The following is a 16,177-nucleotide window of genomic DNA, read 5'->3' as shown; positions in this document are numbered from 1 at the left end:
CGATGCGCCGCTCGATGACGGGAGAGTCATGACCACGTGGGAGTACCTCACGACGCCGCTGCTGATCCACAACACGGCAGCGATCCTGAACAACTGGGGCAAGCAGGGCTGGGAGCTCGTGCAGGTCGTCCAGGGCCCGGAGGGAGGCCTCGTCGCCTATCTGAAGCGCCCGGTCGGATCGGGCGAGGCCAACGCCGGCCTCGGCGCGGCCGCGGAGGCGGCCAAGCAGTTCGAGGACGAGCGGTGACCGTCTCCGCGCGCCTGCGCGAGCTGGGCCTCGAGCTGCCCTCGGTCGTGCCGCCGGTGGCCGCCTACATCCCGGCCAAGGTGCACGGTGACCTCGCTTGGACCTCGGGTCAGCTGCCGATGGTGGCGGGCAGCCTGCCGGCCACGGGCAAGGTGGGCGAGGGCGACGGGCTCGTGCCCGCCGCCGAGGCGAAGGACCTGGCCCGCACCTGCGCGCTGAACGCGATCGCGGCCGCCGCGGCGGCCGTGGGCGGCGTCGACCGCCTGACCGGCGTGTTCAAGGTGACCGGCTTCGTCGCCTCCGATCCCGCGTTCACCGGTCAGCCCGGCGTCGTCAACGGCGCGAGCGAGCTGCTCGGCGAGATCTTCGGCGAGGCCGGGGCGCACAGCCGCTCCGCGGTCGGCGTCGCGGTGCTGCCGCTCGACGCGCCCGTCGAGGTCGAGGTGGCCTTCACCTTCGCGTGAGCGGTTAGTCCGCAAGTCTGTGCCAAGTCCGCGTGCTCGCCCGCCCGGAGTTGGCACAGACTTGCGGATATAGCGACGTCAGCGCACCTGGGCGCTGATGACGCTCATGACGGCGGTGTCGGCCAGCGTCGTCGTGTCGCCGACCTCGCGGCCCTCGGCGACGTCGCGCAGCAGGCGCCGCATGATCTTGCCGGAGCGGGTCTTGGGCAGCTCGCCCACGATGTAGACGTCGCGCGGCCGGGCGATCGGCCCGATCTGCTCGCCCACCCAGGCGCGCAGGTCGTTCGCCAGCCCCTCGGCGCTGTGCGCGCGCAGGAAGCTCTCCTTGAGGATGACGAAGGCCACCACCGCCTGGCCGGTCGTCTCGTCCGAGGCGCCCACGACCGCGGCCTCGGCCGTGGCCTCGTGCGCCACGAGCACCGACTCGATCTCGGCGGTCGAGAGGCGGTGTCCCGAGACGTTCATGACGTCGTCGACGCGGCCCAGCAGCCAGATGTCCCCGTCGTCGTCGAGGCGCGCCCCGTCGCCGGCGAAGTAGTAGCCCTTGTCCTGGAACATCTTCCAGTACGTCTCGACGAAGCGATCCGGGTCGCCCCAGATGCCGCGCAGCATGCTGGGCCACGGCTCGGTGATGACGAGCAGCCCGCCGTTGCCCTCGCCGACCGGCTCGCCCTTCTCGTCGACGACGGCGGCCGAGATGCCGGGGAGGGGCACCTGCGCGGACCCGGGCTTGGTCTCCGTGATGCCGGGCAGCGCCGACACCATGATGGCGCCCGTCTCGGTCTGCCACCACGTGTCGACGATGGGCGTCTTGCCCGCGCCGATCACCTCGCGGTACCAGATCCACGCCTCGGGGTTGATGGGCTCGCCCACCGAGCCGAGCAGGCGCAGGCTCGACAGGTCGCGCGCCTGCGGGATCTGTCGGCCCTGCTTCATGAAGCCGCGGATCGCGGTGGGGGCGGTGTAGAAGATGGTCACCTTGTACTTCTCGATGACGTCCCACCACCGGCCGGGCTCCGGGAACTCGGGCGTGCCCTCGTAGAGCACCTGCGTGGCGCCGTTGGCCAGCGGGCCGTACACGACGTAGGAGTGACCCGTGATCCAGCCGATGTCGGCCGTGCACCAGTACACGTCGCTCTCGGGGTGCAGGTCGAACACGTTCCGGTGCGTGAACGCCGCCTGGGTGAGGTAGCCGCCCGAGGTGTGCAGGATGCCCTTCGGCTTCCCGGTGGTGCCCGAGGTGTAGAGGATGAACAGCGGCGACTCGGCGGGGAACGCCTGCGGCTCGTGCTCGGCGGCCGCCTGCGGCACGACGTCGTGGTACCAGATGTCGCGGCCCTCGACCCAGTCGACCTCGTTCTCGCCGCGGCGCACGACGAGCACGTGCTCGACGGTGGCCTGCGGGCCGAGACCGCCGCGATCCTCGAGGGCCTGATCGACGGCCGGCTTCAGGGGCGAGACCTTGCCCTTGCGCCAGCCGCCGTCGGCGGTGATGACGAGCTTCGCGCCCGCGTCGTCGATGCGCGAGCGCAGGCTGTCGGCGCTGAAGCCGCCGAAGACGACGGAGTGCACGGCGCCGATGCGGGCCACGGCGAGCATCGAGGCGACCGCCTCGGGGATCATCGGCAGGTAGAGCGCGACGCGGTCGCCCTCGCCGATGCCCAGGTCGGTGAGCACGTTCGCGAGGCGCTTGACCTCGTCGGTGAGCTCCGCGTAGGTGACGGCGCGGGAATCACCGGGCTCGCCCTCGAAGTGCAGGGCGACGCGGTCGCCGTTGCCCGCCTCCACGTGGCGGTCGAGGCAGTTGTAGGCGACGTTCAGCGCGCCGTCGGCGAACCACCTCGCGAACGGCGGGTTCGACCAGTCGAGCACCTGCGTGAACGGCGTGCTCCAGTGCAGCAGCTCGCGCGACTGCTCGGCCCAGAAGCCCTCGCGGTCGGTCTTGGCCCGCTCGTAGAGCTCGGGCTTCGCCACGGCGTTCGCGGCGAAGGCCGGATCGGGGGCGAAGCGGCGGTCCTCGTCGAGGAGGTGGTCGATCTGACTGCTCATGCAGCGCGCTCCTTTGCGGATATCGATCGCCGGCGGACGAAGCGCCGGGCGTGCGTCGTCGCACGTTGCTCCCGAATCTACGTCGGGCGTCGGACAGGGGCTACCTCCGAAAGTCGGTGGGCTCGCTCACAGGGCGCTTTCTCGCGTCGGCGGCGGATCGGCGCTGTGGAATCGGGGCGCGCGCGGGGCGGGCAGACCTAGCGTCGGGGCATGCCCGATCCGTTCGTCGTCCGCCCCCGTCGCCCCGCGGCCGCGGGGTCACGCCGCCTCCCGCCCGTCCCGGGAATCGGCGCGCTCGCGCCCTACCTCGAGGACCCGCGGGTCACCGATCTGTTCGTCAACGGCGCCCACGGTCTCTTCGCCGACCGCGGCGCCGGCGCGGAGCACGATCCGTCGTGGCGCGCCTCGGAGCGGGAGGTGCGCGACCTCGCGACGGCGCTGATCGCCGCGGGCGGCCGCCACGTCGACGACGGCACGCCGTGCGTCGACGTGCGGCTGTCCGGCGGCATCCGCGTGCACGCCGTGCTCCCGCCGGTCGCCCGCCGCGGGACCGCGCTGTCGATCCGGATCCCCGCGCTCGGCGAGGCGACGCTCGACGCGCTGAGCGCCGGGGGCGCGTTCCCCGACACCGTGCGGGCGTGGCTGGTGCGCATGGTGCACGCGCGCGAGAACCTGCTCGTGACCGGCGCGACGGGCACGGGCAAGACGACCCTGCTGGGCGCGCTGCTCTCGCACGCGCCCGAGCGCGAGCGCATCGTCACGATCGAGGACGTCGCGGAGCTGCGGATCGACCACCCGCATCACGTGTCCCTCGAGGCCCGCCAGGCGAATCTCGAGGGCGCGGGAGGGATCGGACTCGCGCGGCTCGTGCGCGAGTCGCTGCGGATGCGCCCCGACCGGATCGTCGTGGGGGAGTGCCGGGGCGAGGAGGTGCGGGAGCTGCTCACCGCGCTCAACACCGGGCACGACGGCGGGGCGGGCACCCTGCACGCGAGCGGTCTGGCCGAGGTGCCCGCGCGGCTGGAGGCCCTCGGCGCGCTCGCCGGGATGGACGACCACGCCGTCGCGAGGCAGGTCGCCAGCGCGATCGCCTGGGTGCTGCACCTGGAGCGCGGCCCGGACGGCGGCCGCCGCCTCGCGAGCGCCGGCCGCTTCCGCGTGGGCGGCGACGGGCGGCTCGCGATCGAGGAGGTGCGGCCGTGGCACGCGTGAGCGCGCAGGCGCCGGCCGCCGTCGCGGCGACGCTGCTGAAGGTGGCGGTCCTGCTCGAGGCCGGCACCGCTCCCGCTGCCGCCTGGCGGCACGTCGGCGAGGCGGGCGACGAGGCGGCGCGCCGCATCCACGAGCGGCTCGAGGCCGGAACGCCCGCGCCGCAGGCGATCGAGGAGCAGGGCGCCGACGCGCCGCGGGCGGGCCAGGCGCGCGGAGGCGAGGCGGCGGCCTGGCGGCAGGTGGCGGCCGCGTGGGAGATCGCCTCCACAGTCGGCGCGCCGCTGGCTCCCTCGCTGCGCGGGACGGCGCTCGCGCTGCGCGACGCCCAGGAGGCGATGGACGACGTGAGGATCGCGCTCGCCGAGCCGGCGGCGACCGCACGTCTCATGACGTGGCTCCCGCTGTTCGGCGTGGCGGTGGGCGCCGCGCTCGGCTTCGACACCCTCGGCGTGCTCGTCACGCATCCCATCGGCATCGCCTGCCTCGTCGCGGGTGTCGGCCTGCTGGTGCTCGCCCGCCTGTGGACCGCGCGCCTCGTGCGCGCGGCGCAGCCGCCGGCCGCCGTCCCCGGCATGCACGCGGAGCTCACGGCCATCGCGCTGGGCGGCGGGGCGTCGGTCGACCGCGCTCGCGGCCTCGTGCGCACGGCCGCGGAGGAGACGGGAGCGCCAGCACCAGAGGAGGGCATCGGGGGCGACGGCGAGGGCGCCGCCGAGCGCGAGATCGACGGGGTGCTGGAGCTGTCGCGTCGCGCCGGCGTGCCCGCGGTCGATCTGCTGCGCGCCACGGCCGTGCAGCAGCGGCACGACGCGCGCACCGAGGGGCGGCTGCGCGCCGCCCGGCTCGGCGGGCGGCTGCTGCTGCCGCTGGGCGTGTGCACGCTGCCGGCCTTCCTCTGCCTCGGCGTGGCGCCGATGCTGCTGGCCGTGCTGTCGACCTCACCGCTTCCCGACCTCCCGTGAGCGTCCATCCATCCACCCCCATAAGAAGAAGGAGTCACCATGAACACCGCATCACCGCACACCGCCTCCGCACAGGGCGCCGAGATCCTCGCGTTCCCCGGCGGCGGCCCCCTGGCCCGCGGCGGAACCCGCGGTCTCGCCGCACTCGCCGCCGACGAGCGCGGAGCGTCCACGGCGGAGTACGCCATCGTCACCCTCGCCGCGGTGGCCTTCGCCGGGCTGCTCGTCGCCGTGCTCCGCTCCGGCGAGGTGCAGAGCATGCTCAGCGACATCATCCGCCGCGCCCTGAGCTCGGCCTGACCGGAGCCGGGCGATGAATCGGACGCAGCGGCGGCGCGCACGGGGCGCGTGGCGCGTTCTCCCGTGCCGCGACGCACCCGCGGTCCGGACGGGAGGGGAGGGCGAGCGCGGTTCGGTCACGGCCGAGCTCGCCCTCGCCCTTCCGGCGGTCGCGCTCATCGTGGCGCTCGGCATGACGGGGCTGCTCGCGGCCTCCACGCACGTGCGGCTGCAAGACGGCGCGGCCGATGCCGCCCGGCTCGTGTCCCGCGGGGAGCCGGGCCGCGCGGGCGAGGCGGTGGCGGCCGCCGTGCCGGGCGGCGGCAGCTCGGTCACGCACCGCGGCGATCTCGTGTGCGTCACGGCCTCGGCCGGCGTGCGCATCGCCTCGATCGAGGTGCCGCTGCGCGCGACGAGCTGCGCGCTCGCGGGAGGCCTGTGATGGCCGGGTCGATCGTCGCGGCCGCCGCGGTGGCCGGCACCTCCGCGCTCATGGTGGGGCTGCTGGCCGTCGGCGGCGCGGGCGTGGCGAGCCAGCGGATCGCGGGGGTCGCCGACGCGGCGGCCCTCGCCGCGGCGGATGCCGCCAGCGGCGCGGTCTCCGGCGACCCGTGCGGCCGCGCCGCAGAGGTGGCCGAGGCGCAGGGCGCGGCCGTGGCGGAGTGCGCCGTCGACGACATGGTCGTGACCGTCGCCGTCGAGGGTCGCTACGCGGGGCTGGTGGTGGCCGGGCGGGCGCGGGCGGGGCCTCCGCCGTGAGTCGCGCGGCGCGGCGCGTCGACGCCCGGCCGGGCCGGGCCGCGCCCGAGCGGTGGCGGGCCATACCGGAAGCGGCAGGCGGCCGAAAGTGTTGCACAGATGGCGGTGTGTATGGTGTGCAACGAAGAAAGGACGCCCCTTGGCATCAGGCAAGAAGCTCGTCATCGTCGAGTCGCCGACGAAGATGAAGTCGATCCAGAGCTACCTCGGCGACGACTACGAGGTGCTCAGCTCCGTCGGTCACATCCGCGACCTCGCGGACAAGCGCGACATCCCCGAGAAGGATCGCGCCGCCTACGGCAAGTACTCGATCGACATCGAGAACGGCTTCGAGCCCTACTACGTCGTCAGCGACCGGAAGACGAAGACCGTCGCCGAGCTCAAGCGCGCCGTGAAGGGCGCGTCCGAGGTCCTGCTCGCCACCGATGAGGACCGCGAGGGCGAGGCCATCGCGTGGCACCTGCTCGAGACGCTCAAGCCCAAGGTGCCCGTCAAGCGCATGGTCTTCCACGAGATCACGAAGGAGGCCATCCAGAAGGCCGTCGAGAACACCCGCGAGCTCGACACCGCGCTCGTCGACGCGCAGGAGACCCGCCGCGTGCTCGACCGCCTCTACGGCTGGGACGTCTCGCCGGTGCTGTGGCGCAAGGTCGGCAGCGGCCGCGACGGCCAGACTCTCAGCGCCGGGCGCGTGCAGTCCGCCGCCATGCGCATGGTCGTGGACCGCGAGCGCGAGCGCATGGCGTTCGTCGCCGCCGACTACTGGAGCATCCAGGCCATCGCCGCGCGCGCCGCCGAGGGCTTCGCCGTGAAGGTCGTGCGCATCGACGGCTCGCCCATCGCCGTCGGCCGCGACTTCGACGACCTCGGTGCCCTCAAGCGCGCCGTCGTCGTGCTCGGCGAGAAGGAGGCCACCGAGCTGGCCGCCGCGCTCGACAGCGCCGGCTCGGCCACCGTGACCAAGGTCGAGGCCAAGCCCGGCACCCGCCGACCCTACGCGCCGTTCACGACGTCGACGCTGCAGCAGGAGGCCGGCCGCAAGCTCGGCATGACCGCGAAGACCACGATGTCGGTCGCGCAGAGCCTGTACGAGCGCGGATACATCACCTATATGCGCACCGACTCGACCAACCTCAGCGCGCAGGCCGTGCAGGCGGCGCGCGAGCAGGCGGTGAGCCTGTACGGCGACAAGGCCGTGCCGCTCAAGCCGCGCGTGTACGCGTCGAAGAGCCGCAACGCCCAGGAGGCGCACGAGGCCATCCGCCCGTCTGGCGACCGGTTCCGCACCCCGAGCGAGGTGTCCGGGCAGCTCGGACGCGATGAGCAGCGCATGTACGACCTCATCTGGAAGCGCACGATCGCCAGCCAGATGTCCGACGCGAAGTTCGAGACGACGACCGTCACTCTCGAGGCCCAGGCCGACGGCAAGCGCGTCGAGCTGACCGCGGCCGGCACCGTGTACACCTTCAAGGGCTTCCTGGAGGCGTACGAGGAGGGTCGCGACGAGAAGCGCGGCGACGCCGACCAGGTCGAGGACCAGTCGCTGCCGCAGGTGGCGGAGGGCGATGCGCTCGACCTGCGCGAGGCCACGCCGAAGGGGCACCAGACCAGCCCCAAGCCGCGCTACACCGAGGCCAGCCTCGTCAAGGCACTCGAGGAGCGCGGCATCGGCCGCCCCTCGACCTTCGCGAGCATCATCGGCGTGATCCTCGACCGCGGCTACGTGGTCAAGCGCGGTCAGGCGCTCGTGCCCACGTGGCTCGCCTTCAGCGTCACGCGCCTGCTCGAGCAGCACTTCGCCGAGCTCGTCGACTACGACTTCACGGCCGAGCTCGAAGACGACCTCGACGCCATCGCGCGCGGCGAGCAGCGCCGCGCCGACTGGCTCAAGGCATTCTACTTCGGCGGCGACGGCCACCCCGGCCTGCGCAACATCGTGGACGATCTCGGCGAGATCGACGCGCGCGAGATCAACGCCACCAAGCTCACCGACACCGCCACGCTGCGCTTCGGCCGCTACGGGCCGTACCTCGAGGTCGTCGATCCCGAGAACCCCGAGGCCAAGCCCCGCATCATCAACGTGCCCGAGGAGCTCGCGCCGGATGAGCTGACGCCCGCCAAGGTGCAGGAGCTGATCGACGCCCCCGTCGCCGGCAACCGCGTGCTCGGCGAGAACCCGGTAGGCGGCAAGCTCGTCGTCGTGAAGGACGGCCGCTTCGGTCCCTACCTGGAGGAGGAGGACCCGGTCGATCCGGACGCCGCCGACGCCGAGACGGGCGAGGTCGCGGACGAGAAGCCCAAGAAGCGCACGGCCAAGAAGGACGAGCCGAAGCCGCGCCGCGCGTCGCTGTTCAAGAGCATGTCGCCCGAGACGATCGACCTCGACACGGCGCTCAAGCTGCTCGACCTGCCGCGCGTGGTGGGCACCGACCCCGAGTCGGGCGAGCCCATCACGGCGCAGAACGGCCGCTACGGCCCGTACCTGAAGAAGGGCTCCGACTCGCGTTCGCTCGAGACCGAGGACCAGATCTTCGACATCACGCTCGAGCAGGCCCTCGAGATCTACGAGAAGCCGAAGTACGGCGCCCGCCGCGCGGCCAGCGCGCTCAAGGAGTTCGACGCCGACCCCGTCAGCGGCAAGCCGCTGCGGGTGCGCGACGGCCGGTTCGGCCCGTACGTGACCGACGGCGAGACGAACGCCACGATCCCGCGCGGCGAGTCGGTGGACGACATCACGTTCGAGCGGGCGGTCGAGCTGATCGCCGAGAAGCGCGCGAAGGGACCGGCGAAGAAGCGCACGACCGGCAGGTCCAGCGCCGCCGGCAAGTCGACCACCACCCGCAAGACGACCACGACGCGCAAGAGCGCCCCCAAGAAGAAGTGAGCGCGACCGAGGCGTCCGGCTCGCGGAAGCGGGGCCTGTGGATCACGCTCGAGGGCGGCGACGGCTCGGGCAAGACCACGCAGGCGGCGCTGCTGCAGGAGTGGCTCGAGCATCGCGGGCGCACCGTCGTGCGCACCCGCGAGCCCGGGGGCACCGAGGTGGGGCGGCTGATCCGCGAGATCGTGCTGCACCACAGGGGTGAGGTCGGCGCGCGGGCCGAGGCGCTGCTGTTCGCGGCGGATCGCGCACACCACGTCGCCGCGCTCGTGCGGCCGGCGCTCGAGCGCGGCGATGACGTCATCCAGGATCGCTACCTCGACTCCTCGGTGGCCTACCAGGGCGCGGGGCGCGTGCTCGGCGCCGACGAGGTGCGCGACCTGTCGCTGTGGGCGACCGAAGGTGCCCTGCCCGACCTCACGGTGCTGCTCGACCTCGACCCGGCCGCCGCGCGTGCCCGGCTCGACGCCGACGACAAGCCGTTCGACCGGCTCGAGGCCGAGAAGGACGAGTTCCACGCGAGGGTGCGGGAGGCGTACCTCGCGCTCGCCGCGGCCGAGCCGGAGCGCTTCCTCGTGCTCGACGCCTCCCTGCCGGCGGAGGAGCTGGCGGCGCGCATCCGCGAGCGCGTGGAGCGCGCCCTCTGATCCACCGGGCAGGGCCGATCCGCACGGCACCCCATCCGTCCGGCGGCGTCGCACCCCATCCGTCCGGCGGCGTCGCACCCCGCCGTTAGGCTGAGAGCATGACCGCCGTCGCCGCCCCCGCGCTGCCCTGGGGGGATGTGTGGGGCCAGGACGACGCGGTCGCGACCCTCTCCGCCGCGGCGCACGATCCGTCGAGCCTCGCCCATGCGTGGCTGCTCACCGGCCCGCCCGGATCCGGCCGCTCCACGCTCGCGCACGCGTTCGCGGCCGCGCTCATCGCCGAGGGGCCCGACGACACGGCGACCATGCGGCAGGTGATCGCGGGCACGCACCCCGACCTCCTCGCGCTGCGCACCGAGGGCGTCATCATCACGATCGCGCAGGCGCGCGCACTCGTGGAGCGCTCCTACTTCGCGCCCTCGCTCGGGCGCTACCGCGTCATCGTCATGGAGGACGCGGATCGCATGACGGAGCGCACCTCGAACGTGCTGCTGAAGGCGCTCGAGGAACCGCCCGAGCGCACCATCTGGATCCTGTGCGCCCCGAGCGACGCCGACCTGCTGCCCACGATCCGCTCGCGCGTGCGCACGCTGCGGCTGCGCGAGCCCGATGTCGACGACGTCGCCCGGCTGCTCGTCGCGCGCACGGGCGTGGACGAGGCGGCCGCCGAGCAGGCGGCGCGGCACGCGCAGCGGCACATCGGCATGGCGCAGCGACTGGCCACCGACGAGGCCTCCCGCCGTCGCCGCGAGGAGACGCTGCGCGCGGTGCTGCGGGTGCGCAGCATCGGCGACGTCGTCGAGGTCGCCGGCGAGATCGTGCAGGCGGCGACCGACGACGCCAAGGCGCTGACAGCCGAGCGCGACGAGGCCGAGCGGGCCTCGCTGCTGCGCACGGTGGGCGTGCCGGAGGGATCGCGCGTGCCGCCGGCCGTGCGGTCGCAGCTGTCCGCGCTCGAGGACGAGCAGAAGCGGCGCGCCACGCGCAGCCTGCGCGACGGGCTCGACCGCGTGCTCACCGACCTGCAATCCCTCTTCCGCGACGTGATCATGTTGCAGTTCGGTCGCCACGACGGGATCATCAACGTCGAGCTGCTCGACGAGCTCCGCGCGCTCGCCGAGGCGTGGCAGCCCGAGCGCACCCTTCTCGTGCTCGACCACCTGGCCGAGACGCGCGCGGCGATCGAGCAGAACGCGCAGCCCGCCCTCGCCCTCGAGAGCCTGCTCGTCACCGTCGTGAGCGGGGCGCGGGCATGACCCGTCGGCACCGCGGCACGGGTCGCGCGCGGGCCGCCCTCGCCGGCCTCGCCCTCGCCGCCCTCGCGCTCGCGGGGTGCACGGCGCTCGAGCCGCGCCCGGAGGATCCCGCGCCGGTGACGGACGGCGTGCCCGACGAGCTGCTGCCGTTCTACGACCAGCCCCCGCAGTGGGAGTCGTGCGGCGAGCGACTCGAGTGCGCCACGGTGAGCGCGCCGCTGGACTGGCACGATCCGGACCGCGGCGAGATCGAGCTCGCGCTCGTCCGCCACCTCGCCACCCAGGGCGGCGCGCCGGAGGGGGCGCTGCTGGCGAACCCGGGCGGACCGGGCGCGAGCGGCGTCGACCTCGTGCGCACCGGCCTCGAGTCGTCCTTCGGCGAGGCGCTCGTGGAGGCCTACGACATCGTCGGCTTCGACCCGCGCGGCGTGGGCGAGTCGACCGCCGTGCGCTGCTACGACGACGCGCAGATGGACGAGTTCCTCTACGGCATCCCCGAGGCGCCCCGCGGCACGGCGGAGTGGGAGGCCGAGCTGACGGTGCGCTCGGCGGACTACGCCGAGGCCTGCGCGGCGAACTCGGGCGAGCTGCTGCCGTTCGTGACGACGGAGCAGGCGGCGCGCGATCTCGACCTGCTGCGGGCGGTGCTGGGGCAGGAGCAGCTGACGTACCTCGGATTCTCGTACGGCACCTTCCTGGGCGCCACGTACGCCGAGCTGTTCCCCGAGCGCGCCGGGCGCCTCGTGCTCGACGGCGCCATCGATCCGTCGGTCTCGGGCGATGAGGTCGGCACGGTGCAGGCGGTCGGCTTCGAGGCCGCGCTGCGCACCTACCTGGAGTGGTGCCTCGACAGTAGGCAGTGCCCGTTCGCGGGCTCGGTCGACAACGCCCTCGCCGATCTGGCGGCGCTGCTCGCCGAGGTCGACGCGCGCCCCCTGCCTGCGCAGGACGGGCGCCTGCTCGGCGCCGACACCCTCGTGACGGCGATCGTGGCGGCGCTGTACGCCGAGGCGAACTGGCCGTACCTGGACGACGCCCTCGTCGGCGTGCTCGAGGGCGACCCGACCGACGCGTTCTTCCTCGCCGACTTCTACAACGGACGCGGCGAGGACGGGCGGTACCTCGACAACAGCACCGACGCCTTCAACGCCTACAACTGCATGGACTACCCCGCCACGACGCCCGAGCAGCAGGAGGCGGGGCAGGCGCGTCTGGAGGAGCTGGCGCCCACGATCGCCCCGTACTGGACGGGCCCCGACCTGTGCGCGCAGTGGCCGTACCCGCCCACCGGCACCCGGACCGCGCTGACGGCGGAGGGCGCCGATCCGATCCTCGTCGTCGGCACGACGGGCGACCCCGCCACGCCGTACGAGTGGGCGCAGTCGCTGGCGGATCAGCTCTCCAGCGGCGTGCTCGTCACGTACGAGGGGGAGGGGCACACGGCGTACAACGGCACGAGCGCGTGCGTCAACGACGCCGTGGAGCAGTTCCTGCTCGAGGGCGCGGTGCCCGAGGGCGGGCTCACCTGCGAGTGAGTTCCGCGCGCGGCCGGGCCGGCGACTCGTGACGGCGGGGCCGATTCGTCGCCGCCTCGCCGATCCGGTATGCTTGTTCCTCGTGCCGCGCAGCGCGCACACGCCGCCTTAGCTCAGTCGGCAGAGCGATTCACTCGTAATGAATAGGTCGTCGGTTCGATTCCGACAGGCGGCTCGGCAGGACCCCCGGACTCCACTCCGGGGGTCTTTCCATTTGCCGTGAGTATGCCCCGCCCCGTATGCCTCGTCGCGTAGCGTGGCACGCAGCGATCGGCGACCGCCTTTGGCTCAACAGGTCGCCGTGCGGCCGCCCGAACGATGGGAAGCCGATCATGGCCACCACCGCTCCGTTCATCTCGACCTCCTCGCAGGCCCGGCTCGGCCCCGTCCGCCAGACCTATGCCGGGCCCGAGAGCTTCCCGCCGATCACGCACTCCTATTCCAAGGTGTCGCAGGTCGTGCGCGAGACCGGCCTGCTGCGCCGCGCGCGCTGGTTCTACGCGCTCGTCGGCTCCGCCCTCGCCGTCGGCTTCGGCGGCGCCATCACCGGATTCGTGCTGCTGGGCGACAGCTGGTTCCAGCTGCTCATCGCCGCCGCGCTCGGCATCCTCTTCACCCAGGTCGCGTTCATCGCGCACGAGGCTGCGCACCGGCAGGTGTTCACGAGCGGCAAGGCGAACGACCGGCTCGCCCGCGTGCTCGCCGCCGGCGTCGTCGGCATCAGCCTCTCGTGGTGGGACAACAAGCACTCCCGCCACCACGCCAACCCGAACCGCGTCGGCAAGGACCCCGACATCGACGTCGACACCGTGTCGTTCCTCGACGAGGACGCCGCGCAGGCGCGCGGCCTGCGCCGCGCGATCACCCGCCGTCAGGGCTGGCTCTTCTTCCCCCTGCTCACGCTCGAGGGGCTCAACCTGCACTGGCTCGGCCTGCGGCACCTGCTCTCGCGCGGCCCCGTCAAGGGCCGCTGGATCGAGCTCGGCCTCATCACCCTGCGCTTCGCCGTCGTGCTCGTGCCGCTGTTCCTCATGCTGCCGCTGGGCATGGCATTCGCCTTCCTCGGCGTGCAGCTGGCCGTGTTCGGCGTCTACATGGGCGCCTCGTTCGCGCCCAACCACAAGGGCATGCCGGTGATCGCGCCCGACGCGAAGCTCGACTTCCTCTCCAAGCAGGTGCGCACCTCGCGGAACATCCGCGGCGGCTGGTGGGCCACGGCGCTCATGGGCGGCCTGAACTACCAGGTGGAGCATCACCTGTTCCCCAACATGGCGCGCCCGTACCTGGCCCGGGCCAGCGAGATCGTGCGCGACTACTGCGCCACGCACGGCGTGCCCTACACCGAGACGAGCCTGCTGCGCTCGTACGCGATCGTCGTGGAGTACCTCAACCGCGTGGGTCTCGCGGCGCGCGATCCCTTCGACTGCCCCGCCGCCGCGCAGCTGCGTCGCGCCTGACCCGCTCGCGCGCCTGACACCTCCGGCGCCGGGGGCGTGGATCCGACGTAGCGTGGAGGGACGGATCCCGTCGAGCAGGAGGCACACATGGCACGCATCGTCGTCATCGGAGGGCACGGGAAGGTCGCGCTGCGCCTGGCCCCGCTGCTGAGCGCGCGCGGGGACGCCGTGACCGGCGTCATCCGCAATCCCGATCACGCCGCCGAGGTCGAGGCCGCGGGCGCCGCGCCGCTCGTCGCCGACATCGAGACCATGGACGTCGACGCGATCGCCGAGGTGCTCGCCGGGCACGACGCCGTCGTGTGGTCGGCCGGAGCCGGCGGGGGAGACCCCGAGCGCACCTATGCGGTCGACCGCGACGCCGCGATCCGCTCGATGGAGGCGGCGTCGCAGGCGGGCGTGCGTCGCTACGTGATGGTGTCGTACCTGGGAGCGGGGCCCGATCACGGCACCCCGCCCGACAGCTCCTTCTTCCCCTACGCCGAGGCGAAGGCCGCCGCCGACGAGCACCTGCGCGGCACCGACCTGGACTGGACGATCCTCGGCCCCGGGCCGCTCACGCTCGACGAGCCCACCGGGCGCATCGAGGTGCGCGAGCCCGGCAACGGCAGGGTCGGCCGGGCCGACGTGGCGGCGGTGATCGCCGCGGCGCTCGCCGAGCCCGCGACGATCCGCCGCACCATCGGGTTCGGGAACGGCGACGTGCCGATCGCCGAGGCGCTCCGGGCCTGAGCCGAGGAGCGCCCCGGCGCGGGGTCAGGCGCCCGCGGCGGCCTCGCGCACGAAGCGCGCGACGTTGGCGCGCAGCGCCTCGATCCGCGCCCGCCGTGCGGCCTCGACGTCGAAGCCGACGTAGGCCAGGGGCGGACGCTTGCGCGCGTTCGCGTTGCACTCGAACGCGGCGCACACGAGGGTGCCGATCGCGTCGCCGCGGCGGCCGGCGGCACCGGCGCGGCGCGTGCTGAAGAGCACGACGTCGTTGGGCAGGTGCACGTCGGCGCACCACGAGCACTGGGTGCGCTGGCGCGGCGTGGCCTCGGCCTGCTTCAGCAGCAGGCCCACCGGCTCGTCGTCGACGATCGCGACGACGTAGCCGACGAGGGGCAGCTTGGGGTCGCGCCAGCCGAGGAAGTCGATCCGGTCCCAGTCGATGCGGTCGAGGTCGGGCAGGGTGATGTTCTTGCGCTCGCGGACGGTGACGTTCGCGAACGACGCCCGGATGCGGGCGGCGTCGAGGGGAAGCATGAGACAGCTCTCTTCGTGTGTGAGAAGGATGAGGACGCGCGGAACCCGAGGGATCGCGCGGATGAGGCGGGCGGGCGCGGCGAAAGCCGACGCCGCACCGTGAAGGAACGGGCCGTCAGGCTCTCGCGGTCGCCGACGCAGAGCGCGTCGACGGCCTCCTCACTCCCCGAGGGGATCCTGTCTCGAACACGCGTCCATCCTACTCCGCCCGTCGTGGGCACCGGTGGGCGGACGCTCAGCCGCGCGGCGGCCGGTCAGGCGAGCGGCGGCCGGTCAGGCGAGCGCGAACAGGGCCGCGGCACCCAGCGCGAGCACGAGGCCGATGCCCTGCGCGGGCGAGAGGCGCTCGCGCAGCACGAGGGCGGCCAGCAGCACCGTGCCGGCCGGGTAGAGGGCCTGCAGCACCCCGACGACGGCGAGGTCGCCCGTGCGCAGCGCGACGAGGATGAGCACGTTCGCCGCCGCGTCGCACACGCCGGCCGCCAGCGCGATCCTGACCCCGTGGCCGCCGGGCGCGGCCCCGCCGCCGCGGCGGCGCAGCGCGAGCACGCCGATCCCCGCGGCGCACAGCGCGGCCAGCACGACGCGGCTGGCGACGAGCGGCGTGAGCCCCGAGGCGGCGGAGGTCTGATCGAGCGCGATGACGAAGGCGCCGAACGCGACGCCGGCGACGATCGTGAGCGCGAGCGGCACCGGGCGGGGACGCGCGGCGTGCTCCCCGCGGGCGCGCGCGATGAGCACGACGGCCGCCAGGGCGCACGCGGCGCCGACCCAGGCGAGCGGCCCGGGCGACTCGCCCTCCACGAGCACCGCCCACGCCGACGGCACGACGGCCGAGAGCACGGCCGCCAGGGGCGAGAGGATGATCATGGGCCCGGCCGCGAACGCGGCGTACAGGCACACGAGGCCGACGGCGTAGAGCGCGCCGACGGCCGCGCCCAGGGCGGTGTCTCGCGCCGACCACGCGCCGCCGATGAGCAGCTGGGCGGGCAGCAGCACGACGAGCGCCGCCACGCCGGTGAGGAACGTCACGCGCACGGCGGCCGTGCGCTTGGCCGCGAGGCCGCCGAGGAAGTCCGCGCCGCCCCAGATCATGGCGCCGACGAGGGCGAGGGCGGCGGCGATCACGACGCTCAGTCTCCCACGCGGTGCGGGTGGCGCCGGCCCGGCGTACGCTGGCGGGA

The 16,177-nt window shown here is 73.7% G+C and carries 16 protein-coding genes and 1 tRNA gene; 14 read left to right on the top strand and 3 right to left on the bottom strand.

Annotated elements, in window-relative coordinates; genetic code table 11:
• Nucleotides 1-28: 28 nt before the first annotated feature.
• A complete protein-coding gene (sp36, locus tag ACODR5_RS05995) occupies nt 29-247 on the top strand; it encodes a Sp36 family protein (RefSeq protein WP_449854639.1) in 219 nt (72 codons plus the stop codon).
• Nucleotides 244-711: a RidA family protein gene (locus tag ACODR5_RS05990; protein ID WP_488983027.1), complete on the top strand. Its 468-nt coding sequence runs from the start codon at nt 244-246 to the stop codon at nt 709-711. The genes sp36 and ACODR5_RS05990 overlap by 4 nt, the downstream gene beginning before the upstream one ends.
• A gap of 78 nt (nt 712-789) precedes the next feature.
• On the opposite strand, the gene acs is transcribed toward ACODR5_RS05990, so the two are convergent.
• Nucleotides 790-2,760, bottom strand: coding sequence for an acetate--CoA ligase (gene acs, locus ACODR5_RS05985; protein ID WP_488983026.1), 1,971 nt, complete (start codon nt 2,758-2,760; stop codon nt 790-792).
• Nucleotides 2,761-2,970: 210 nt separating this feature from the next.
• Between acs and ACODR5_RS05980 the strand changes: the two genes are divergently transcribed.
• The 12 genes from ACODR5_RS05980 to ACODR5_RS05925 all read left to right on the top strand — a co-directional run bounded on the left by ACODR5_RS05980 (nt 2,971) and on the right by ACODR5_RS05925 (nt 14,480).
• On the top strand, nt 2,971-3,972 hold the full coding sequence (locus ACODR5_RS05980; RefSeq protein WP_449854634.1) for a TadA family conjugal transfer-associated ATPase: 1,002 nt from the start codon (nt 2,971-2,973) through the stop codon (nt 3,970-3,972).
• Nucleotides 3,960-4,934, top strand: coding sequence for a type II secretion system F family protein (locus tag ACODR5_RS05975; protein WP_460816461.1), 975 nt, complete (start codon nt 3,960-3,962; stop codon nt 4,932-4,934). The genes ACODR5_RS05980 and ACODR5_RS05975 overlap by 13 nt, the downstream gene beginning before the upstream one ends.
• A gap of 39 nt (nt 4,935-4,973) precedes the next feature.
• On the top strand, nt 4,974-5,234 hold the full coding sequence (locus ACODR5_RS05970; protein ID WP_449854632.1) for a DUF4244 domain-containing protein: 261 nt from the start codon (nt 4,974-4,976) through the stop codon (nt 5,232-5,234).
• A gap of 13 nt (nt 5,235-5,247) precedes the next feature.
• Nucleotides 5,248-5,655 carry a TadE family type IV pilus minor pilin gene (locus ACODR5_RS05965; RefSeq protein ID WP_449854631.1) on the top strand — a complete coding sequence of 136 codons (408 nt, stop codon included), beginning with the start codon at nt 5,248-5,250 and terminating at the stop codon, nt 5,653-5,655.
• Nucleotides 5,655-5,972 (top strand): Rv3654c family TadE-like protein, encoded by a 318-nt coding sequence (locus tag ACODR5_RS05960; RefSeq protein ID WP_449854630.1) that lies wholly within the window; start codon nt 5,655-5,657, stop codon nt 5,970-5,972. Before ACODR5_RS05965 ends, ACODR5_RS05960 begins: the two co-directional genes overlap by 1 nt.
• A gap of 139 nt (nt 5,973-6,111) precedes the next feature.
• Nucleotides 6,112-8,856 carry a type I DNA topoisomerase gene (gene topA, locus ACODR5_RS05955; protein WP_488983025.1) on the top strand — a complete coding sequence of 915 codons (2,745 nt, stop codon included), beginning with the start codon at nt 6,112-6,114 and terminating at the stop codon, nt 8,854-8,856.
• The gene (gene tmk / locus ACODR5_RS05950; RefSeq protein ID WP_449854628.1) at nt 8,853-9,500 is read left to right on the top strand and encodes a dTMP kinase; all 648 of its coding nucleotides are present in this window, start codon (nt 8,853-8,855) and stop codon (nt 9,498-9,500) included. The genes topA and tmk overlap by 4 nt, the downstream gene beginning before the upstream one ends.
• Nucleotides 9,501-9,598: 98 nt before the next feature.
• The gene (locus ACODR5_RS05945) at nt 9,599-10,756 is read left to right on the top strand and encodes a DNA polymerase III subunit delta' (protein WP_488983024.1); all 1,158 of its coding nucleotides are present in this window, start codon (nt 9,599-9,601) and stop codon (nt 10,754-10,756) included.
• Entirely contained in the window at nt 10,753-12,291 is a 1,539-nt protein-coding gene (locus ACODR5_RS05940; RefSeq protein WP_488983023.1) for an alpha/beta hydrolase, read from the top strand. Before ACODR5_RS05945 ends, ACODR5_RS05940 begins: the two co-directional genes overlap by 4 nt.
• A gap of 102 nt (nt 12,292-12,393) precedes the next feature.
• Nucleotides 12,394-12,466, top strand: a tRNA-Thr gene (locus ACODR5_RS05935).
• Nucleotides 12,467-12,623: 157 nt separating this feature from the next.
• Nucleotides 12,624-13,748: a fatty acid desaturase family protein gene (locus ACODR5_RS05930; RefSeq protein ID WP_449854625.1), complete on the top strand. Its 1,125-nt coding sequence runs from the start codon at nt 12,624-12,626 to the stop codon at nt 13,746-13,748.
• An 87-nt stretch (nt 13,749-13,835) separates the two neighbouring features.
• Nucleotides 13,836-14,480, top strand: coding sequence for an SDR family oxidoreductase (locus ACODR5_RS05925; RefSeq protein WP_488983022.1), 645 nt, complete (start codon nt 13,836-13,838; stop codon nt 14,478-14,480).
• 24 nt (nt 14,481-14,504) lie between these two features.
• Here the strand turns inward: ACODR5_RS05925 and ACODR5_RS05920 are convergent, their stop codons facing one another.
• Together ACODR5_RS05920 and ACODR5_RS05915 are read right to left on the bottom strand one after the other, a co-directional pair.
• Nucleotides 14,505-14,993: an FBP domain-containing protein gene (locus ACODR5_RS05920; RefSeq protein ID WP_488983021.1), complete on the bottom strand. Its 489-nt coding sequence runs from the start codon at nt 14,991-14,993 to the stop codon at nt 14,505-14,507.
• A 273-nt stretch (nt 14,994-15,266) separates the two neighbouring features.
• Complete coding sequence (locus tag ACODR5_RS05915; protein WP_449854622.1) at nt 15,267-16,121, bottom strand: EamA family transporter; 855 nt, start codon at nt 16,119-16,121, stop codon at nt 15,267-15,269.
• Nucleotides 16,122-16,177 lie beyond the last annotated feature (56 nt).

It is taken from the genome of Microbacterium sp. FG3 (assembly GCF_057809335.1).
The sequence above is the reverse complement of the archived record's forward strand: the minus strand, read 5'-3'. Positions and strand labels throughout refer to the sequence as shown.

Excerpts from the sequence above, each read along its gene's own strand:
- ACODR5_RS05980 (WP_449854634.1), top strand. The coding sequence starts at position 2,971 with ATGCCCGATCCGTTCGTCGTCCGCCCCCGTCGCCCCGCGGCCGCGGGG.
- ACODR5_RS05930 (WP_449854625.1), top strand. The coding sequence starts at position 12,624 with ATGGCCACCACCGCTCCGTTCATCTCGACCTCCTCGCAGGCCCGGCTC.
- ACODR5_RS05945 (WP_488983024.1), top strand. The coding sequence starts at position 9,599 with ATGACCGCCGTCGCCGCCCCCGCGCTGCCCTGGGGGGATGTGTGGGGC.
- ACODR5_RS05940 (WP_488983023.1), top strand. The coding sequence starts at position 10,753 with ATGACCCGTCGGCACCGCGGCACGGGTCGCGCGCGGGCCGCCCTCGCC.
- ACODR5_RS05960 (WP_449854630.1), top strand. The coding sequence starts at position 5,655 with ATGGCCGGGTCGATCGTCGCGGCCGCCGCGGTGGCCGGCACCTCCGCG.
- ACODR5_RS05965 (WP_449854631.1), top strand. The coding sequence starts at position 5,248 with ATGAATCGGACGCAGCGGCGGCGCGCACGGGGCGCGTGGCGCGTTCTC.
- ACODR5_RS05920 (WP_488983021.1), bottom strand. The coding sequence starts at position 14,993 with ATGCTTCCCCTCGACGCCGCCCGCATCCGGGCGTCGTTCGCGAACGTC.
- ACODR5_RS05925 (WP_488983022.1), top strand. The coding sequence starts at position 13,836 with ATGGCACGCATCGTCGTCATCGGAGGGCACGGGAAGGTCGCGCTGCGC.
- ACODR5_RS05970 (WP_449854632.1), top strand. The coding sequence starts at position 4,974 with ATGAACACCGCATCACCGCACACCGCCTCCGCACAGGGCGCCGAGATC.
- sp36 (WP_449854639.1), top strand. The coding sequence starts at position 29 with ATGACCACGTGGGAGTACCTCACGACGCCGCTGCTGATCCACAACACG.
- acs (WP_488983026.1), bottom strand. The coding sequence starts at position 2,760 with ATGAGCAGTCAGATCGACCACCTCCTCGACGAGGACCGCCGCTTCGCC.